The organism is Streptomyces sp. NPDC005803, assembly GCF_040630435.1.
In the GTDB taxonomy this organism is placed as follows: domain Bacteria; phylum Actinomycetota; class Actinomycetes; order Streptomycetales; family Streptomycetaceae; genus Streptomyces.
On the sequence record NZ_JBEXXO010000027.1, the window covers coordinates 1 to 15,861 of the forward strand.

The following is a 15,861-nucleotide window of genomic DNA, read 5'->3' on the forward strand; positions in this document are numbered from 1 at the left end:
CCCGCCCACGCCCCCGCCCCCCCCCCCCGCCCCCCGCCGCGCGCCCCCCCCCTCCTCCGTGTCCGCGAGCGGCCGGGTCAGCCGCGCCTGAGACCGAGCACCTCCGCCGCCGCGAACGTCTCGTCCGGCGGCCGGTCCGCGTAGTACGGGGAGATCAGCTCGTCCAGCTCGTCGAAGGAGAACGTCTCCTTCGACGAGTCGAACTTCGCCGCCACCTTGGGGCGTTCGACGATCGCGACCATCCCGCCGTGCACCACGAGCAGCTGCCCGTTGACCTTGGCGGCGGCCGGGGAGGCCAGATAGCCGACGAGCGGCGACACGTGCTCGGGGGCGAGCGCGTCGAGCCGCCCGTCCTGCGGTTCCTGGAAGCCCGCGAAGACGTCCTCGGTCATCCGGGTCCGGGCGCGCGGGCAGATGGCGTTGGCGGTGACGCCGTACTTGGCCAGCGCCAGCGCGGTGGAGGTGGTCAGCCCGACGATGCCGCCCTTGGCCGCCGCGTAGTTGGGCTGGCCCGCAGAGCCGGCCAGGAAGGCCTCCGACGAGGTGTTGACGATCCGGCCGTAGACCGGGCCGCCGGATTCCTTGGACCTCGACCGCCAGTGGGCGGCGGCGAAGTGCGTGGTGTTGAAGTGCCCCTTGAGGTGCACCCGCACGACCGAGTCCCATTCGTCCTCGGACATCGAGAAGATCATCCGGTCCCGCAGGATGCCCGCGTTGTTGACCAGGATGTCGAGCCGGCCGTACGTCCCGACGGCCAGCGCCACCAGGGAACGGGCCTGCTCGTGGTCGGAGACGTCGCCGAGATGGGCGACCGCGCGGCCGCCGGCGGCGCGTATCTCCTCGGCGACCTCCTCGGCGGGGGCGGCGGAGGCCTCTCCCGAACCGTCGCGGCCGGGCTGCCCGTAGTCGTTGACGACGACGGCCGCGCCGAGCCGCGCCAGTTCCAGCGCTTCGGCCCGTCCGAGGCCGCGGCCCGCACCGGTGACGATCGCGGACAGTCCGTCCAGGGGAAGTGACATCGGTTCTCGGGATCCTCTCGGGAGGGGGCGGGGCGGTGAGGCCGTCAGAGTTCGATGCAGGTACGCAGCGACTCGCCGGTCCGCATCTGGTCGAGGGCGTCGTTGACGCCGTCGAGGCGCACCCGGTGGGTGATCATCGACTCCAGGTCGATGCGGCCCGCCCGCCAGAGCGCGATGGCCCGCTCGTACGACCGGAGCACGTCCCCGCCTCCGTACATGGAGGGCAGGATCCGCTTCTCGTCGAAGAACAGCTCGAACATGTTGACCTGGAAGTTGTCGTCCATGGCGCCCGCGCCGACGATGCAGAGGGTGCCGCCGCGCCGGGTCTGCTCGTACGCCGTGCGGGCCGTGGCGGACTTTCCGACGACCTCGAAGACGTAGTCGAAGCCCTCGCCCGCGGTGATCCGCTGCTTGGCGTCGGCGAACTCGTCGGGCGAGACCGCCTCGGTCGCGCCGAACCGCAGCGCCGCCTCACGCCGGGAGGCCACCGGGTCCACGGCGACGATCTGGGCGGCGCCCTGAACCCGGGCCCCCTGGACGGCGGAGATGCCGACGCCGCCGCAGCCGATCACGGCGACCGACGAACCCGCCTCCACCTGAGCGGTGTTGATGGCGGCGCCGAGACCGGTGGTGACCCCGCAGCCGATCAGCGCGGCGATCTCGAACGGCACGTCGTCGGGGATCGGCACCGCGCAGCCGGCGTCGACGACGACCTCCTCGGTGAAGGTCCCGGTGCCGGCGAAACCGAAGACGTCGCCGCCGGGGCGCTTGAAGTTGGGGGTGCCCGCGTTCATGAAACCGGCGAGGCACAGGTGGGTCTGGCCACGCTTGCAGGCCGCGCAGGTCCCGCAGGCCGGCAGCCAGCAGACCAGCACCCTGTCCCCCACGCTCAGCCCGGTCACGCCGTCACCGATGTCGACGACCTCGCCGGCGCCCTCGTGGCCGGGGATGAAGGGCGCGGGCTGCGGCAGCACCCCGCTCATCGCGGAGACATCGGAATGGCACAGCCCGGTGGCCCGGATGCGGAGCTTCACCTTGCCGGGGCCGAAGCCCACCGCCTCGACGTCGTCGAGTACTTCGAGTTTGTCCTGGCCTATCTCGTGCAGTACGGCTGCGCGCATGGTGCGGCTCCCCTCACGGGCCTGCGGTGCGGTTCGAATCGGTTCGGATACGGGGACCGGGTTCAGGTCCCGGGTTCAGGAGTGCTCGACGAAGGTGTCGCCGAGGACCAGGGCGTTGTCCCTCTCCCTGACCCGCACCTCGACGCGCACCTGGTGATCGGCGGTCCACATCTCGATGCCGAGGGTCTCGCCGGGATGGACGACCCCCGTGAAACGGGTGCGGTAGGAGCGGATACGGGTGACATCGCCGCCGAGGACCGTGTCGGTGACGGCCTTGAGCGTCATGCCGTAGGTGCACAGCCCGTGCAGGATCGGCCGGTCGAAACCGGCCCGCGCGGCGAAGTCGGGGTCGGCGTGGAGCGGGTTCCAGTCCCCGGAGAGGCGGTAGAGCAACGCCTGGTCGGGGCGGACCGGCCGCTCCGCGATGTGGTCGGGGGCGACGGCGGGCCAGGCCACGCGCTCGGACGGCCCCCGCTCGCCGCCGAACCCGCCCTCGCCGCGCACGAAGATCTGGGAGTCGCTGGTCCACAACGGGCCGTCGTCGTCCACCGCTTCGGTACGGAGCACCAGCACGGCCGCCTTGACCTTGTCGTACACCGCGGCGACCTTCGAGGTCGTCACGGCGCTGCCCCTCACCGGGACCGGCCGGTGCACCCGTACGCTCTGCCCGCCGTGCAGGACGGCCGCGAGGTCGACGTCGACACCGGGCGCGGAGAGGCCGCCGGCCATGGCCGTGCCCGCGCCCGCGACCGTGGCGAAGGAGGGCAGCACCTGGAGCCGGGACTCCAGCGTGTAGCGCAGCTCGCCGGGGTCGACGGCGGGGGTGGCCAGGTCGGGGCGGGCGCCCGCGCCGATCCCGAGGTGGTAGAGCTGGACGTCCTTGTGGTCCCAGCTGATCCGGCTGGTCCGGGGTTCGGCAGCGAGAGCTTTTTCGGCATCAATGGGCATGGGGAAGCTGCTCCTCGACGGTGGAAGACCTCGGTGCGGCCGTCCGCACCGTCGGCCGCACCGAGGTCGTGCGGGGACCGGAGACCACGCCGTTCTAGAACGCGTTCTAGCCGGTTGGCCCTATGTATAACGCAGCACCCAGCACTTGGGAAGACTGCTGACAGCCCATCAGATTCCTTTCGGGCAGCCGCTTTCCCGCCGCCGCGAGCGATGACATTTGTCATCGCCGAGTGCGTACATGCGCCTCTGCCGGGGCGCCTCCGGGCTCCGTAGCGTCGTAGACATGACGCAGACGACGGGGAGCGAAGCCGCGGTGGTCTTCACCGGGGCGGTGAAGACCTTCGGCCGATCCGGGCAGCGGGTGCGGGCCGTGGACGGGATCGACCTGACCGTCGAACGGGGCGAGACGGTCGCCCTGCTCGGCCGCAACGGGGCGGGAAAGTCCACCGCGATCAGCCTGCTGCTCGGGCTGAACGAACCGGACGCGGGGAGCGTGCGGGTGCTGGGCCGCTCCCCCGGACAGGCGGTCCGGGCCGGCCTGGTGGGCGCCATGCTCCAGGACGGCCGTCCCATCCAGCGGGTCACCGTCCGCGAGCTGATCAGCTTCGTCGCCTCCACCTACCCGCAGCCGATGCCGGTCGCCGAGGCGCTGGCCCTGGCGGGCGTGGCGGAGTACGCGAACCGGCGGATCGACAAGCTCTCCGGCGGCCAGGTCCAACGGGTGCGGTTCGCCGTCGCCCTGGCCGGGAATCCGGAGCTGATCGTGCTGGACGAGCCGACCGCCGCCCTGGACGTGGAGGGGCGGCGCGCGTTCTGGGAGTCCATGCGGGCCTATGCCCGGCGCGGCAACACGGTGCTCTTCTCCACCCACTACCTGGAAGAAGCCGACGAGAACGCCGACCGGATCGTCGTCATCGACCGCGGCCGGACCGTCGCGGACGGCAGCGGCGAGGCCATCAAGGCCGCGGCCGGCCACAGCCAGGTCTCCTTCGACCTGGCGGGCCGGTCCACCGAGGGCCTGGAACTGCTGCCCGGCGTCGTGACCGTCGAGGTGACCGGCGACCGGGCGCTGCTGCACACCGCCGACTCGGACGCCACGGTCATGGAACTCGCCCGGCTGGGCGCGGTCCGGGGTCTCCAGGTGTCCCTGGCGACGCTGGAGGCCGCCTTCCTCTCCCTGACCGCGCCGGCCGCCGGCGCCTCCCAGCCCTCCCGGCCCGCGAAGGAGTCCGTCTGATGTACCGCTACCTCGTGCTCGAAGTCCGCCGCACCCTGCGCGACAGCACCTTCCTGATCTTCGGCACCGGAATGCCGGTGATGATGTACCTGATCTTCACGAACATCGGCGGCGGTGGTGACGTCGACGGCTGGAAGACCGCCTCGATGGTCGGCATGGCCGCGTACGGAGCACTCGGCTCCGCCATGTCGACCGGGACGGGCGTCGCCTCCGACAAGTCCCTCGGCTGGCTGCAGCAGTTGCGGATCACGCCGCTCTCCCCGACGCGCGCGGTCGTGGGCCGGGCGATCAGCGGTTCGGTGACCGTGCTGCCGACGATCCTGACGGTGCTGCTGGCCGGCGCCCTGGTCAACGGCGTACGGATGGCCGCCTGGCAGTGGGCCGTGCTGGTGCTGCTGCTGTGGGCCGGCGCCCTGCCCTTCACCCTGCTCGGCCTCGGCAACGGATACCGGCTCACGCCGCAGGGCACCGGGGTCGTGAACGTCGCCTGCCTGATGGGCTTCGGCGTCGTCGGCGGGCTGTGGTTCCCGCTGGACCTCCTGCCCGGGTGGCTGCGTTCCCTCGGCCGGTTCACCCCGGCCAACCGGTTCGCCGACCTGGGATGGGCGACCACCGAAGGCCACGCGCCCGGCGCCACGACCCTCGCCGTACTCTCCGCGTGGCTCCTGCTGTTCGGCGCCTACGCCGTGATCTCGTACCGTCGGTCCGCGAGGACCCTGTGACGGGAGTGAACATGCCGGACAGCGCAAGAGCAGCACGGAAGGAACGACGCCGGCTGCGCAAGGAGGGACGCCGCCCCGGCCCGCCCGGGCCGTACGCCCTGCTGCCCTGGCTGCTGATGGGTCTGGGCTCCTTCTCCAACCTCTTCCAGGGCGAGACCCCCAACCCCTGGATCGGCGGCCTGGGGCTGCTCGCCTTCAACTCCCTGTACATCTCCGTGGTGTTCCGGGGCTTCGTCAAGGAGAAGCGCGAGAGCCCGGTGTCGTACGTCCTGCTCGGCGCGATGGCCGTCATCACCTTCGGTCTGGCGATCGGGTACGGCGGCAGCTGGCTGCTCTACTTCCCGCTGCTCTCGCTGGCGTGCGGCACCATCCTCCGCCACCGCATGCTCGCCGCCGGACTGCTCGGCCTGGCCGTGGCGGCCTGCCTGATCGCCGTGTGGCGCGAGGACAGCGGGTCCACGCCCTGGACGCTGGGCTACGGGACGTTCATCTCCGGTGCCGTGACGGCCGCGATCCTCACCCTGTCGGAGACCGTGATGGAACTGCGCGCCACCCGGCAGGAGCTGGCCCGCACCGCCGTTGAGAAGGAGCGGCTGCGCTTCTCCCGCGACCTGCACGACCTGCTGGGCCACACGCTCTCGGTGATCGTCGTCAAGTCGGAGGCCGCGCGCAGGCTCGCGCCGCGCGACATGGACGCGGCGCTGTCCCAGGTCGCCGACATCGAGTCCGTCGGCCGGCAGGCGCTCACCGAGATCCGCGAGGCGGTCACCGGCTACCGCGAGGGCAGCCTGGCCACCGAACTGGACCGGGCGAGGTCCGCGCTGACCGCCGCCGGGATCGAACCGTCCGTCCGCCGCTCCGGTCCGCCGCTCGCCCCGCAGACGGAGGCGTTGCTGGGGTGGGTGGTGCGGGAGGCCGTCACCAATGTCGTCCGCCACTCCACCGCCACCAGCTGCGCGTTCGTCGTCGACGGCACGCCCGGCCGGGTCCGCCTCACGGTCACCGACGACGGCCGGACCCCGGCCGCCCCGCCCACCCCCGGCATCGGCGGCACCGGCCTGAAGGGCCTCACCGAACGCCTCGCCACCGCCGGCGGTTCCCTGGAGGCGGGCCCGGGACCCGCGGGCGGCTTCGTGGTCACGGCGGAACTCCCGGCGGACGCGCCCGGAGGACCGGGCGGCGGCGCCGGTTCGGCCCCTACCCTGGGCCCGTGAACGAGATGCCGCAGGATCACCGGCCGACCAAGTCCGTACGGGTGCTGCTCGCCGAGGACCAGGGGATGATGCGCGGTGCGCTCGCCCTGCTGCTCGGTCTGGAGCCGGACATCGAGGTGGTCGCCCAGGTGGGCGCCGGCGACGAGATCGTGGCTGCCGCCCTGCTGAACCGGCCCGACGTGGCGCTCCTCGACATCGAACTCCCGGGCCGCAGCGGTCTGGACGCGGCCGCCGACCTGCGCGAGGAGGTGCCGGACTGCCGCGTGCTGATCCTCACCACCTTCGGCCGGCCCGGCTATCTGCGGCGCGCGATGGAGGCCGGCGCGGCGGGCTTCCTCGTGAAGGACGGCCCGGTCGAGGAGCTCGCGGCGGCGATCCGCCGGGTGCTGGCCGGGGAGACCGTCATCGACCCGGCCCTGGCCGCCGCCGCGCTGAGCGCGGGCCCCAGCCCGCTGACCGCCCGGGAGCGCGACGCGCTGGTCGCCTCGGTGGACGGGGCGACGGTCGCGGACATCGCGTCGAAGCTGCACCTGTCGGAGTCGACCGTCCGCAACTACCTCTCCGCGGCGATCGGGAAGACGGGCACCCGCAACCGGATGGAGGCGGTCCGGGCGGCGCGGCAGCAGGGGTGGCTCTGAGGTGTGCCCGGCGTCCGGTGCCGGCCCTCAGTGCTTCACCGGCCGGTGGCGCGGCAGCCAGAGCGCCATCAGCAGCAGTCCGCCGAGCAGTACCCAGCCCGCCGTCCGGAAGGCCAGTGCGTAGCCGGCCGTGAGTTCCACCGCGCCGGTGGAGGCCCCGGTGCGGGCCGCGGCGACCGTGGAGAGTATGGCGAGGCCGAGGGCGCCGCCCATCGTGCGGGAGGTGTTGACGAGGCCGGAGACCAGGCCGGATTCGCCGGGGGCCGCGCCCGCCGTGGCCAGGGAGGCGAGCGGGGTGGCCGCGAGGCCGCTGCCGGCCATCATCAGGACACCGGGCAGGCAGACCGCCGTGAGGTACGACCCGCCGGCCGTCATCGTGGACTGCCAGCCGAAGCCGACGGCGGTCATCGCCGTGCCGGTCAGCGCCAGGTTCTTCGCGCCGGTGCGGGCCATCAGGTGCGGGGCGCACTTGGAGCCGGCCACGATGGCCACCGAGGTGGGCATCAGGGCGAGTCCGGCCTCCAGCGCGGAGTAGTGCAGCACGTTCTGTGCGTACAGGGTCATGAAGTACCACATGGAGAACGTGGCCGAGCCGATCACGAACATCGCCACGTTGGCCGACGCCACCGGCCGCGCCCCGAGCACCCGCAGGGGCATCAGCGGCTTCGCCGTCCGGGCTTCCACGAGGACGAACAGGGCGAGCAGCGCCAGTCCGCCCAGCAGGGGCGCCAGGGTCGCGGTGGCGGTCCAGCCCGATTCCTCGGTCTGCACGATGCCGTACGCCGTCGTCGCCAGGCCCGCCGTGACGAGGACCGCGCCCAGGAGGTCGATCCGGCTGCGCTCGCCGGCCCGGCCCTCGGCGAGCCACAGCGCGGCGCCGATCGCCACGAGCACCCCGATGGGCACGTTGATGAGCAGGACCCACCGCCAGGACAGGGTGTCGGTGAGCACCCCGCCGATCAGTCCGCCGGCCGCGCCGCCGCCCGCGCCGACGGCCATCCAGGTGCCGATGGCCCGGGTCCTGGCGGGCCCCTCGGGAACGGCCGCGGTGAGCAGGGTGAGGGTCGCGGGGGCCAGCACGGCGGCGCCGAGTCCCTGGGCGGCCCGGGCTGCGAGCAACTGCCAGCCCTCCTGGGCGAGCCCGCCGGCGAGGGAGGCGGCGGTGAACAGGCCGAGGCCGACGAGGAACATCCGCTTGCGGCCGTAGAGGTCGGCGGCCCGCCCGCCGAGCAGCATGAACCCGGCGAAGGCGATCGAGTACGCGTTGAGCACCCACTGCAGTCCCGCGGCGCTGAGCCCCAGGTCGGTGCGCATGGACGGGAGGGCCACGTTGACGACGGACACGTCGAGCACGACGAGGAACTGACCGACGCAGGCGGCGAGCACCACCGCCCAGGTGCGGGGACGGAGCCGGTCGGTACGGCGTGCGGGCGTCGAGACGTCAACCATGAGCGTCATACTCGCAGCCGCCCCGCACCCCGTACTCCGCTTTTCCGGTCCCCGGGCCTGTCCCGGGGCGTGGGTCGGGCTCCGCCGGGGCCTCAGCGGCGCAGGAGTGTCACCACCGCCGCCCCGCCGAGCCCGATGTTGTGGGCGAGCCCGGTGCGGGCGCCCGGGACCTGGCGGGTTCCGGCCTCGCCCCTGAGCTGCCAGGTGAGCTCGGCGGCCTGGGCGATCCCGGTGGCGCCGAGCGGGTGCCCCTTGGAGATCAGTCCGCCGGACGGGTTGACGACCCAGCGGCCGCCGTGGGTGGTGGCACCGGACTCGACGAGCGCCCCGGACTCGCCCTCGCCGCACAGTCCGAGCGCCTCGTAGGTGAGGAGTTCGTTGATGGAGAAGCAGTCGTGGAGCTCGATGACGTCGAGGTCGGCGGGGCCGACGCCCGCCGTCTCGTACACCTGGCGGGCCGCTTCCCGCGACATGGGCAGTCCGACGGCGTCGATGCAGGTCCCGGAGGCGAAGGAGGCCTCGGTGTCGGTCGTCATGGCCTGGGCGGCGATCTCGACGGCCCGCTCACCGAGCCCGTGCCGCTCGACGAAGCGTTCCGAGACGACGACGGCCGCCGCCGCCCCGTCGGAGGTCGGTGAGCACTGGAGCCGGGTGAGGGGGTGGTGGACGGTCTTGGCGGCGAGGACCTCGTCGACCGTGTACGGGTCCTGGAACTGCGCGTACGGGTTGCCGGCCGAGTGGCGGTGGTTCTTGGCACCCACGGCTGCGAGCTGCGCCTCTGTGGTGCCGTACCGCTCCATGTGCTCCCGGGCGGCGTTGCCGAAGATCTGCGCGGTGGGCGGGGTCATCTCGAAGCCGTGGGCGGCGGCCATGATCCCGTAGTGCCGGGCGACCGGGGATGTCCTGAAGTCGCCCGCGCCGCCGTCGGATCCGCCACCGCCGAGCGATCCGCGCGCCATCTTCTCGAAGCCGAGCGCGAGGACGCAGTCGCTGCCGCCGCCCTCGACGAACTGGCGGGCCATCATCAGGGCGGTGGAGCCCGTGGCGCAGTTGTTGTTGACGTTGTAGACGGGCACGCCGGTCAGCCCGAGTCCGTAGACGGCGCGCTGCCCGGCGGTGGAGGCCTGGAAGCAGTAGCCGACGGCGGCCTGCTGGACGTCCTCGTACGTGACCGAGGCATCGGCGAGCGCCGCGGTCCCGGCCTCCGTGGCCATGTCCCAGTACTGCCAGTCGCGGGTCTCGGGCTTCTCGAACTTCGTCATCCCGACGCCGACGATGTACGACCTCATCATGGATCTCCTTCAGTCCCGCGGCAGGCCGAGGATGCGCTCGGCGACGACATTGAGCTGAACCTGGGTGGTGCCGCCCGCGATGGTGAGGCAGCGGGACATCAGGAAGCCGTGCACCGCCCGCTCCCCCGCCCCTTCGCACACCGCCCCGTCCGGCCCGAGGAGTTCGAGGGCGAGTTCGGCGACCTTCTGCTGGTGGGTGGTCTGGACGAGTTTGCGTACGGAGGCTCCCGCGCCCGGCTCCAGTCCGGAGACCTGCTGGAGCGTGGTGCGCTGTCCGATGCAGGCCAGCGCGTGGGCCTCGGCGGCGAGTGCTCCGATCCGGGCCCGGCAGGCGCCGTCGAGTCCGGCGGCGCGGTCGATGAGCGCTTCCAGGCCGGTGGTGAAGGTCACCTGGTCGGCCATGTGGACGCGTTCGTTGCCCAGGGTGTTGCGGGCGACCTGCCAGCCGCCGCCGGCCTCGCCGACGAGGGCGTCCTCGGGCAGCAGGACGTCGTCGAAGTACACCTCGTTGAAGAGGGAGTCGCCGGTGATCTCCTTCAGCGGGCGGATGTCGATGCCCTCGGTGTTCTTCATGTCCACGAGGAAGTAGCCGAGCCCCTGGTGCTTGGGGGCGTCCGGGTCGGTCCGGGCGAGCAGGATTCCGTGGTCGGCCCACTGGGCGGCGCTCGTCCACACCTTCTGGCCGTTGATCCGCCAGCCCCCGGGGGTCCGTTCGGCCCGGGTGCGCAGCGAGGCGAGGTCGGAGCCGGCTTCGGGTTCGGAGAACAGCTGGCACCACAGGAGGTCGCCGCGCAGGGTGGGCAGGAGGTAGCGGTCCTGTTGTGCGGCGCTCCCGTGCGCGATGAGGGAGGGCACCACCCAGGTGGCGATCCCCAGATCGCTCAGCTTCACGCCCTGCTCGCGCGACTCCTGCTGGACGGCCAGTTGCCGCACGGGGCCGGCGCCCAGTCCGTAGGGCGGGGGCAGGTGCGGGGCGGCGTAGCCGGTGGAGGCGAGTGCGCGACGGGCGGCCTTCGGGTCGAGGCCGCGGGCTGCGGCGAGGGCCTCGCGGGCCTGTGAGCGGTACGCGGTGGCCCGCGCGGGGAGTTCCAGGGTGAGTTCGCGGCGCGTGCCGCCTTCGGCCAGGCGGACGGCCCGCTGCCGGTGCGCGTCCCCGGCGCCCAGCAGCTGCCGCGCCACCAGGGCGCGGCGCAGGTACAGATGGGCGTCGTGCTCCCAGGTGAAGCCGATGCCGCCGAGGATCTGGATGGCGTCCTTGGCGCAGCTGTACGCGGCGTCGAGTGCGGTCGCCGCGGCGAGCGCGGCGACCAGGCCCCGTACCTCCTCGGGCTCCCTGGCCGCTCGGGCGGCGTCCCAGACGAGGGCCCGGGCCTGTTCGACGCGCACGAGCATGTCGGCGCACAGGTGTTTGACGCCCTGGAACCGGCCGATGGGGCGGCCGAACTGTTCGCGGGTCTTGGCGTGTTCGGTGGCGGTGTCCAGCGAGCGGGCGGCGGTGCCGCAGGCGTCGGCGGCGAGGAGGACGGCGGCGAGGTCCTGGACGAGGCCGGAGTCGGTGCGCAGGGCGCGGGCGGCGGGGACGAGGACCCCGTCGGCGCGGACCGCGGCCGTGGGGCGGGTGGGGTCGGCGCTGTGGTGCGGGCGCACGGTGAGGCCCTGCGCGGCGGCGTCGACGGCGAACCAGCGGGTACCGGCCGCCGAGGCGGCCGGCAGCAGGAGCAGGTCGGCCTCGGCGCCGGAGAGGACGGGCGGGGCCTCGCCGTCGAGCAGATGGCCGTCCTCGTGCGCGACGGCGGTGAGTGTGCCGGGGCCGAGTGCGACGGCCCCGACGCGCGTGCCGGCCGCCAGGGCGCGCACCAGTTCCCCGGCGCCCACGGCGTGCAGGACGGCCGAGGCGAGGGCGCTCGCCAGACAGGGGCCGGGCAGTGCGGCGCGGCCCGCCTCTTCGAGGACGACGGCCAGATCGAGGAGGTCGCCGCCGCCGCCTCCGTACGCCTCGGGCAGATGGACGCCGAGCAGGCCCTGCTCCGCGAGTCCGTCCCAGTACGCGGGGCGTGCGCCGGGCACGACGGGGGCGTCCGCGTCGAGCAGGCCGCGGATCTCCGCGGGCGGTACGGCGCGCGCCAGCCATCCGCGCACGGCCTGCGCGAGCTCCCGGTGTTCTTCGGTGATTCCGATGCCCATGCGGATCCTCGCCGGTCGCAGCCACTGGAACGGCGCAAGAGTAGAACACGTTCCAATCTGACGGAAGGTCAGATGACCGACTGCTTGCGGCCGGTCCGGCCGCCGTGTCCTGTTCGTGCCCCGTTCACCGGAATACCGCGGAGGTGCGGAAGGTTCACCCTGCACACACTTGGCGGTCAGCGCTGTCCGTCACGGGGACCGCACACCCGCCCCGCCCTTCCTCTTCCGCCGCCCGGAGGCCGCACGCATGCCACAGACGACGCACGAACAGTCCGCCGCGGAACCTTCCGGTCCGCGGACATCGAAGGCGGGTCGCGGGATCGTTCCCGTACTCGCCTTCGCGGGCATCACCGTCGCGGTGATGCAGACCCTGCTCGTCCCCGTCATCAAGGACCTGCCCGCCCTTCTCGACACCGATCCGTCCAACGCCACCTGGGTGATGACGGCGACGCTGCTCGCGGGGGCCGTGTCCACCCCGATCATGGGGCGGCTCGGAGACCTCAACGGCAAGCGGAAGATGCTGCTGGTCAGCCTCGCCGTCATGGTGGTCGGCTCGCTGATCTGCGCGTTCACCGACGACCTCGTGATCATGATCGTGGGCCGTGCGCTCCAGGGCTTCGCCATGGGCGCCATCCCCCTCGGCATCGGCATCATGCGTGACGAGCTGCCGCGCGAGAAGCTCGGCTCGGCGATGGCCCTGATGAGCTCCTCGATCGGGGTGGGCGGCGGACTCGCGCTGCCCGCCGCCGCCCTCGTCGCCCAGCACACCGACTGGCACACCCTCTTCTTCGGTTCGGCCGGGCTCGGGGTGCTGGCCATGGTGCTGACCGTGCTGGCCGTGCCGGAGACCTCGCTGCGCGCTCCCGGACGGTTCGACGTCACGGGCGCGCTCGGCCTCTCGCTCGGCCTGGTCCTCCTGCTGCTGCCGGTCACCAAGGGCAGCGACTGGGGCTGGACCTCGGGCACCACGCTCGGCCTGATCGCCGCCGCCCTGGTGGTCCTCGTGCTCTGGGGCGTGTTCGAGCTCCGCAGCGACGCGCCGCTGGTCGATCTGCGGACCACGGCCCGGCGCGAGGTGCTGCTCACCAACCTCGCCTCGATCATGGTCGGGGTCGCCTTCTACGCCGTCTCGCTGGTGCTTCCGCAGCTGCTCCAGCTGCCGGTGTCCACCGGTTACGGGCTCGGCCGGTCGATGGTGGTCGCCGGACTGTGCGTGGCCCCGCTCGGCCTGACGATGATGCTCGTCGCCCCGCTGTACGCCCGGATCTCCGCCCGGTACGGCCCCAAGGTGTCGCTGATGCTCGGCATGCTGATCATCGCGATCGGCTACGGGGCCGGGCTCGGCCTGATGAGTGCCGCCTGGCAGACGATCGTGATCGCGGTGCTGCTCGGAGCCGGCATCGGACTCGCGTACTCCTCGCTGCCCGCGCTGATCATCGGCGCCGTCGACGCCTCGGAGACGGGCGCCGCCAACGGGCTGAACACCCTGATGCGCTCGATCGGCACGTCGGTGTCGAGCGCGGTGATCGGCATGGTGCTGGCGAACACCTCGGTGCCGATGGGGCCGGTCGCGGTGCCCAGCATGGAGGGGTTCCGGACCTCGTTCATGATCGCGACGGGTGCGGTGCTGATCGGTCTCGTCCTGGCGGCGTTCCTGCCGTCGCAGCGGAAGGCCGCCGCGCCGGTACTGCTGGCGAGCAGCGCGGCCGACGCGGCCGCGCGCGCCGCCGGCGAACCGCTCCCCGCCGTCCCGCACCCCTTCGCCGGCTCCGACGGCTTCCGCGGCCGGGTGCTGGAGGCGGACGGGACGCCGGTGGCCGGCGCCAACGTGACCCTGATCGACCGGCACGGCCGGCAGGCCGGGCTGACCACGACGGACGCCCAGGGCCGTTACGCGCTCGCCGCCCCCGGCAGCGGCAGTTTCGTCCTGGCCGGATCGGCGAGCGGTTACGCGCCGCGGGCCTGCCCGGCCTCGTACCCGGCGCACGGCCACGGGCCCGAGACCGAGACCGATCTGGTGCTGACACTCAGCGCACCGGAGCGGCGAACCGCGGCACGGTCGTGAGGAGATGAGAGACGCGCGTGCGGGTGCTGTCCGGGCCCGGGCCGCGTAAGGCGGACCGATCCGCGACCGCACACCCCCGCCGACCGCGTCGGCGGGGGTGTGCGGCACGATGGGGCGCCGTCGAAACGACCCGTCCCACCAGGAGGAACACCGTGGCCGCCGAGCCCAAGCCGGAGATTCTCGCCGCGTTCCAGGCCGCCAAGGGCTTCATGCCGGTGGTCGAGGGGCTCGCGCTGTACGCCGCCGCCACCGAGGCGGCCGCGCTCGGTCTGCCGCTGCTGGAGGTGGGCACGTACTGCGGGCGCTCCACGATCCTGCTCGCCGACGCGGCGCGTGCGGCGGGCGTGACGGCCCTCACCGTCGACCACCACCGGGGCAGCGAGGAGCAGCAGCCCGGGTGGGAGTACCACGACCCGACGGTGGTGGACCCCGAGGTGGGCCGGATGGACACGCTGCCCACGTTCCGCCGGACGCTGCACGCGGCCGGCCTGGAGGAGCACGTGGTGGCACTCGTGGGGCGGTCCCCGCAGGTCGCGGCCGTCTGGGGCGGCCGGCTCGGCCTCGTCTTCATCGACGGCGGTCACACCGACGAGCACGCCAACGGCGACTACGAGGGCTGGGCCCCGCATGTCGCGGAGGGCGGTCTGCTGGTGATCCACGACGTGTTCCCGGACCCGGCGCACGGCGGCCAGGCCCCGTACCGGGTGTATCTGCGGGCGCTGGAGTCGGGGGCGTTCACCGAGATCTCCGTCACGGACTCGCTGCGCGTGCTGCGGCGGACCGGGGCCGGGATCTGATCGGCCCGGACACCGCGCGGGCTCCCCGATAGCATCGCCGGGTGCGTCACGACGAGAGTGTTCCGACCGCCCCCCGCCGGCCGTTCCTGCCCGCCGCCGCGACCCTGACCGTGCTGTGTCTGGGCCTGGCCGGCTGCGGCGGTACGGGCGGAGCCGCGCAGGCACGGCCCGGCAGCGGCGGCGCGGCCCCGTCGGCCGCGGCCTCCCCCGCCTCGCCGTCACCGGTGCGCACGAGCCCGTCCCCGTCGAGGAAGCCCGCCTCTCCCCCGCCGTCCACGCCGGACGCCCCCTCCGGGCCGCTGGCCGGGAAGACGGTCGTGATCGACCCGGGGCACAACCCCGACAACCACCTGCACACGGCCGAGATCAACCGCCAGGTGGACATCGGCACCACGCACAAGGAGTGCGACACCACCGGCACCTCCACCAACTCCGGTTACGCCGAAGCCCGGTTCACACTCGACGTGTCGCACCGGCTGCGCACCCTGCTGCGGGCACAGGGCGCGAAGGTGATCCTGACGTACGACGGCGACCGGGCGTTCGGGCCCTGTGTCGACGAGCGGGCCCGGATCGGCAACAAGGCCGGGGCGGATGCCGTCGTCTCGGTGCACGCGGACGGCTCGGCGGCCGGGAACCGCGGCTTCCACGTGATCCTTCCCGCAGCGGTGCGCGGCGGCGCCGCGGACACCTCGACGATCGTGGGCCCCTCGCGCGATCTGGGCACCCGGATCGCCGGACTCTTCGTGCGCGCTACCGGAAGTGCGCCTTCCAATTACATCGGCGGCAATACCGGCTTGGACACCCGCAAGGATCTCGGCGGACTGAATTTGTCGACCGTCCCCAAAGTCTTCATCGAATGCGGCAATATGCGTGATCCGAAGGATGCCGCCCTGCTCACCAGCGCGGGCTGGCGCCAGAAGGCGGCCCAGGGCATCGCGGACGGCATCAGCAGCTACCTCAAGGGGTAGTAAGAGGTGGTTCTGCGATGAATTCGGGAGGATGCCCGCCCAGGGGCCGGGCAGGGACACAACCCGCCCGGGCAGACGATAGATTCATCCGTACGATGGGGGGCCGCTCCCGAGCTTCGCGCCGTACCCGCCGTACCGGTGGCAGCGACGACCGCCCCGACGAGACGACCGACTAAGGACCTTCACGTGAATATCCGCTCCCTCACT

13 protein-coding genes are annotated in these 15,861 nt (G+C 72.9%); 7 read left to right on the top strand and 6 right to left on the bottom strand.

Going from position 1 to position 15,861, the window contains the following annotated elements; all coding sequences use genetic code 11:
• Window positions 1–77: 77 nt before the first annotated feature.
• The 3 genes from ABZ454_RS30700 to ABZ454_RS30710 all read right to left on the bottom strand — a co-directional run bounded on the left by ABZ454_RS30700 (window position 78) and on the right by ABZ454_RS30710 (window position 3,088).
• Window positions 78–1,019 (bottom strand): 3-oxoacyl-ACP reductase, encoded by a 942-nt coding sequence (locus ABZ454_RS30700; protein WP_359542791.1) that lies wholly within the window; start codon window positions 1,017–1,019, stop codon window positions 78–80.
• A 44-nt stretch (window positions 1,020–1,063) separates the two neighbouring features.
• Complete coding sequence (locus ABZ454_RS30705) at window positions 1,064–2,140, bottom strand: Zn-dependent alcohol dehydrogenase (RefSeq protein WP_359542792.1); 1,077 nt, start codon at window positions 2,138–2,140, stop codon at window positions 1,064–1,066.
• A gap of 75 nt (window positions 2,141–2,215) precedes the next feature.
• Window positions 2,216–3,088, bottom strand: coding sequence for a MaoC/PaaZ C-terminal domain-containing protein (locus tag ABZ454_RS30710; RefSeq protein WP_359542794.1), 873 nt, complete (start codon window positions 3,086–3,088; stop codon window positions 2,216–2,218).
• Between the two features lie 283 nt (window positions 3,089–3,371).
• Here ABZ454_RS30710 and ABZ454_RS30715 point away from each other — a divergent pair, with 283 nt between their 5' ends.
• The 4 genes from ABZ454_RS30715 to ABZ454_RS30730 are packed head-to-tail and all read left to right on the top strand — an operon-like array spanning window position 3,372 to window position 6,899.
• Entirely contained in the window at window positions 3,372–4,325 is a 954-nt protein-coding gene (locus ABZ454_RS30715; RefSeq protein WP_359542797.1) for an ABC transporter ATP-binding protein, read from the top strand.
• A complete protein-coding gene (locus ABZ454_RS30720) occupies window positions 4,325–5,047 on the top strand; it encodes an ABC transporter permease (RefSeq protein WP_359542799.1) in 723 nt (240 codons plus the stop codon). The genes ABZ454_RS30715 and ABZ454_RS30720 overlap by 1 nt, the downstream gene beginning before the upstream one ends.
• Window positions 5,048–5,058: 11 nt before the next feature.
• Window positions 5,059–6,261, top strand: coding sequence for a sensor histidine kinase (locus ABZ454_RS30725; protein WP_359542802.1), 1,203 nt, complete (start codon window positions 5,059–5,061; stop codon window positions 6,259–6,261).
• A gap of 5 nt (window positions 6,262–6,266) precedes the next feature.
• Window positions 6,267–6,899: a response regulator transcription factor gene (locus ABZ454_RS30730; RefSeq protein WP_359542922.1), complete on the top strand. Its 633-nt coding sequence runs from the start codon at window positions 6,267–6,269 to the stop codon at window positions 6,897–6,899.
• Window positions 6,900–6,926: 27 nt separating this feature from the next.
• Here the strand turns inward: ABZ454_RS30730 and ABZ454_RS30735 are convergent, their stop codons facing one another.
• The 3 genes from ABZ454_RS30735 to ABZ454_RS30745 all read right to left on the bottom strand — a co-directional run bounded on the left by ABZ454_RS30735 (window position 6,927) and on the right by ABZ454_RS30745 (window position 11,824).
• The gene (locus ABZ454_RS30735; RefSeq protein WP_359542804.1) at window positions 6,927–8,357 is read right to left on the bottom strand and encodes an MFS transporter; all 1,431 of its coding nucleotides are present in this window, start codon (window positions 8,355–8,357) and stop codon (window positions 6,927–6,929) included.
• Window positions 8,358–8,440: 83 nt separating this feature from the next.
• Window positions 8,441–9,637, bottom strand: coding sequence for a lipid-transfer protein (locus tag ABZ454_RS30740; RefSeq protein WP_359542807.1), 1,197 nt, complete (start codon window positions 9,635–9,637; stop codon window positions 8,441–8,443).
• 12 nt (window positions 9,638–9,649) lie between these two features.
• Window positions 9,650–11,824, bottom strand: coding sequence for an acyl-CoA dehydrogenase (locus tag ABZ454_RS30745; RefSeq protein WP_359542809.1), 2,175 nt, complete (start codon window positions 11,822–11,824; stop codon window positions 9,650–9,652).
• A 247-nt stretch (window positions 11,825–12,071) separates the two neighbouring features.
• On the opposite strand from ABZ454_RS30745, the gene ABZ454_RS30750 reads away from it, so the two are divergent.
• The 3 genes from ABZ454_RS30750 (at window position 12,072) to ABZ454_RS30760 (ending at window position 15,654) form a co-directional block, all read left to right on the top strand.
• On the top strand, window positions 12,072–13,889 hold the full coding sequence (locus tag ABZ454_RS30750) for an MFS transporter (protein ID WP_359542810.1): 1,818 nt from the start codon (window positions 12,072–12,074) through the stop codon (window positions 13,887–13,889).
• 152 nt (window positions 13,890–14,041) lie between these two features.
• Window positions 14,042–14,686 (top strand): class I SAM-dependent methyltransferase, encoded by a 645-nt coding sequence (locus ABZ454_RS30755; RefSeq protein ID WP_359542813.1) that lies wholly within the window; start codon window positions 14,042–14,044, stop codon window positions 14,684–14,686.
• A gap of 41 nt (window positions 14,687–14,727) precedes the next feature.
• Window positions 14,728–15,654: an N-acetylmuramoyl-L-alanine amidase gene (locus ABZ454_RS30760; protein WP_356316224.1), complete on the top strand. Its 927-nt coding sequence runs from the start codon at window positions 14,728–14,730 to the stop codon at window positions 15,652–15,654.
• The last annotated feature ends 207 nt before the right edge of the window (window positions 15,655–15,861 follow it).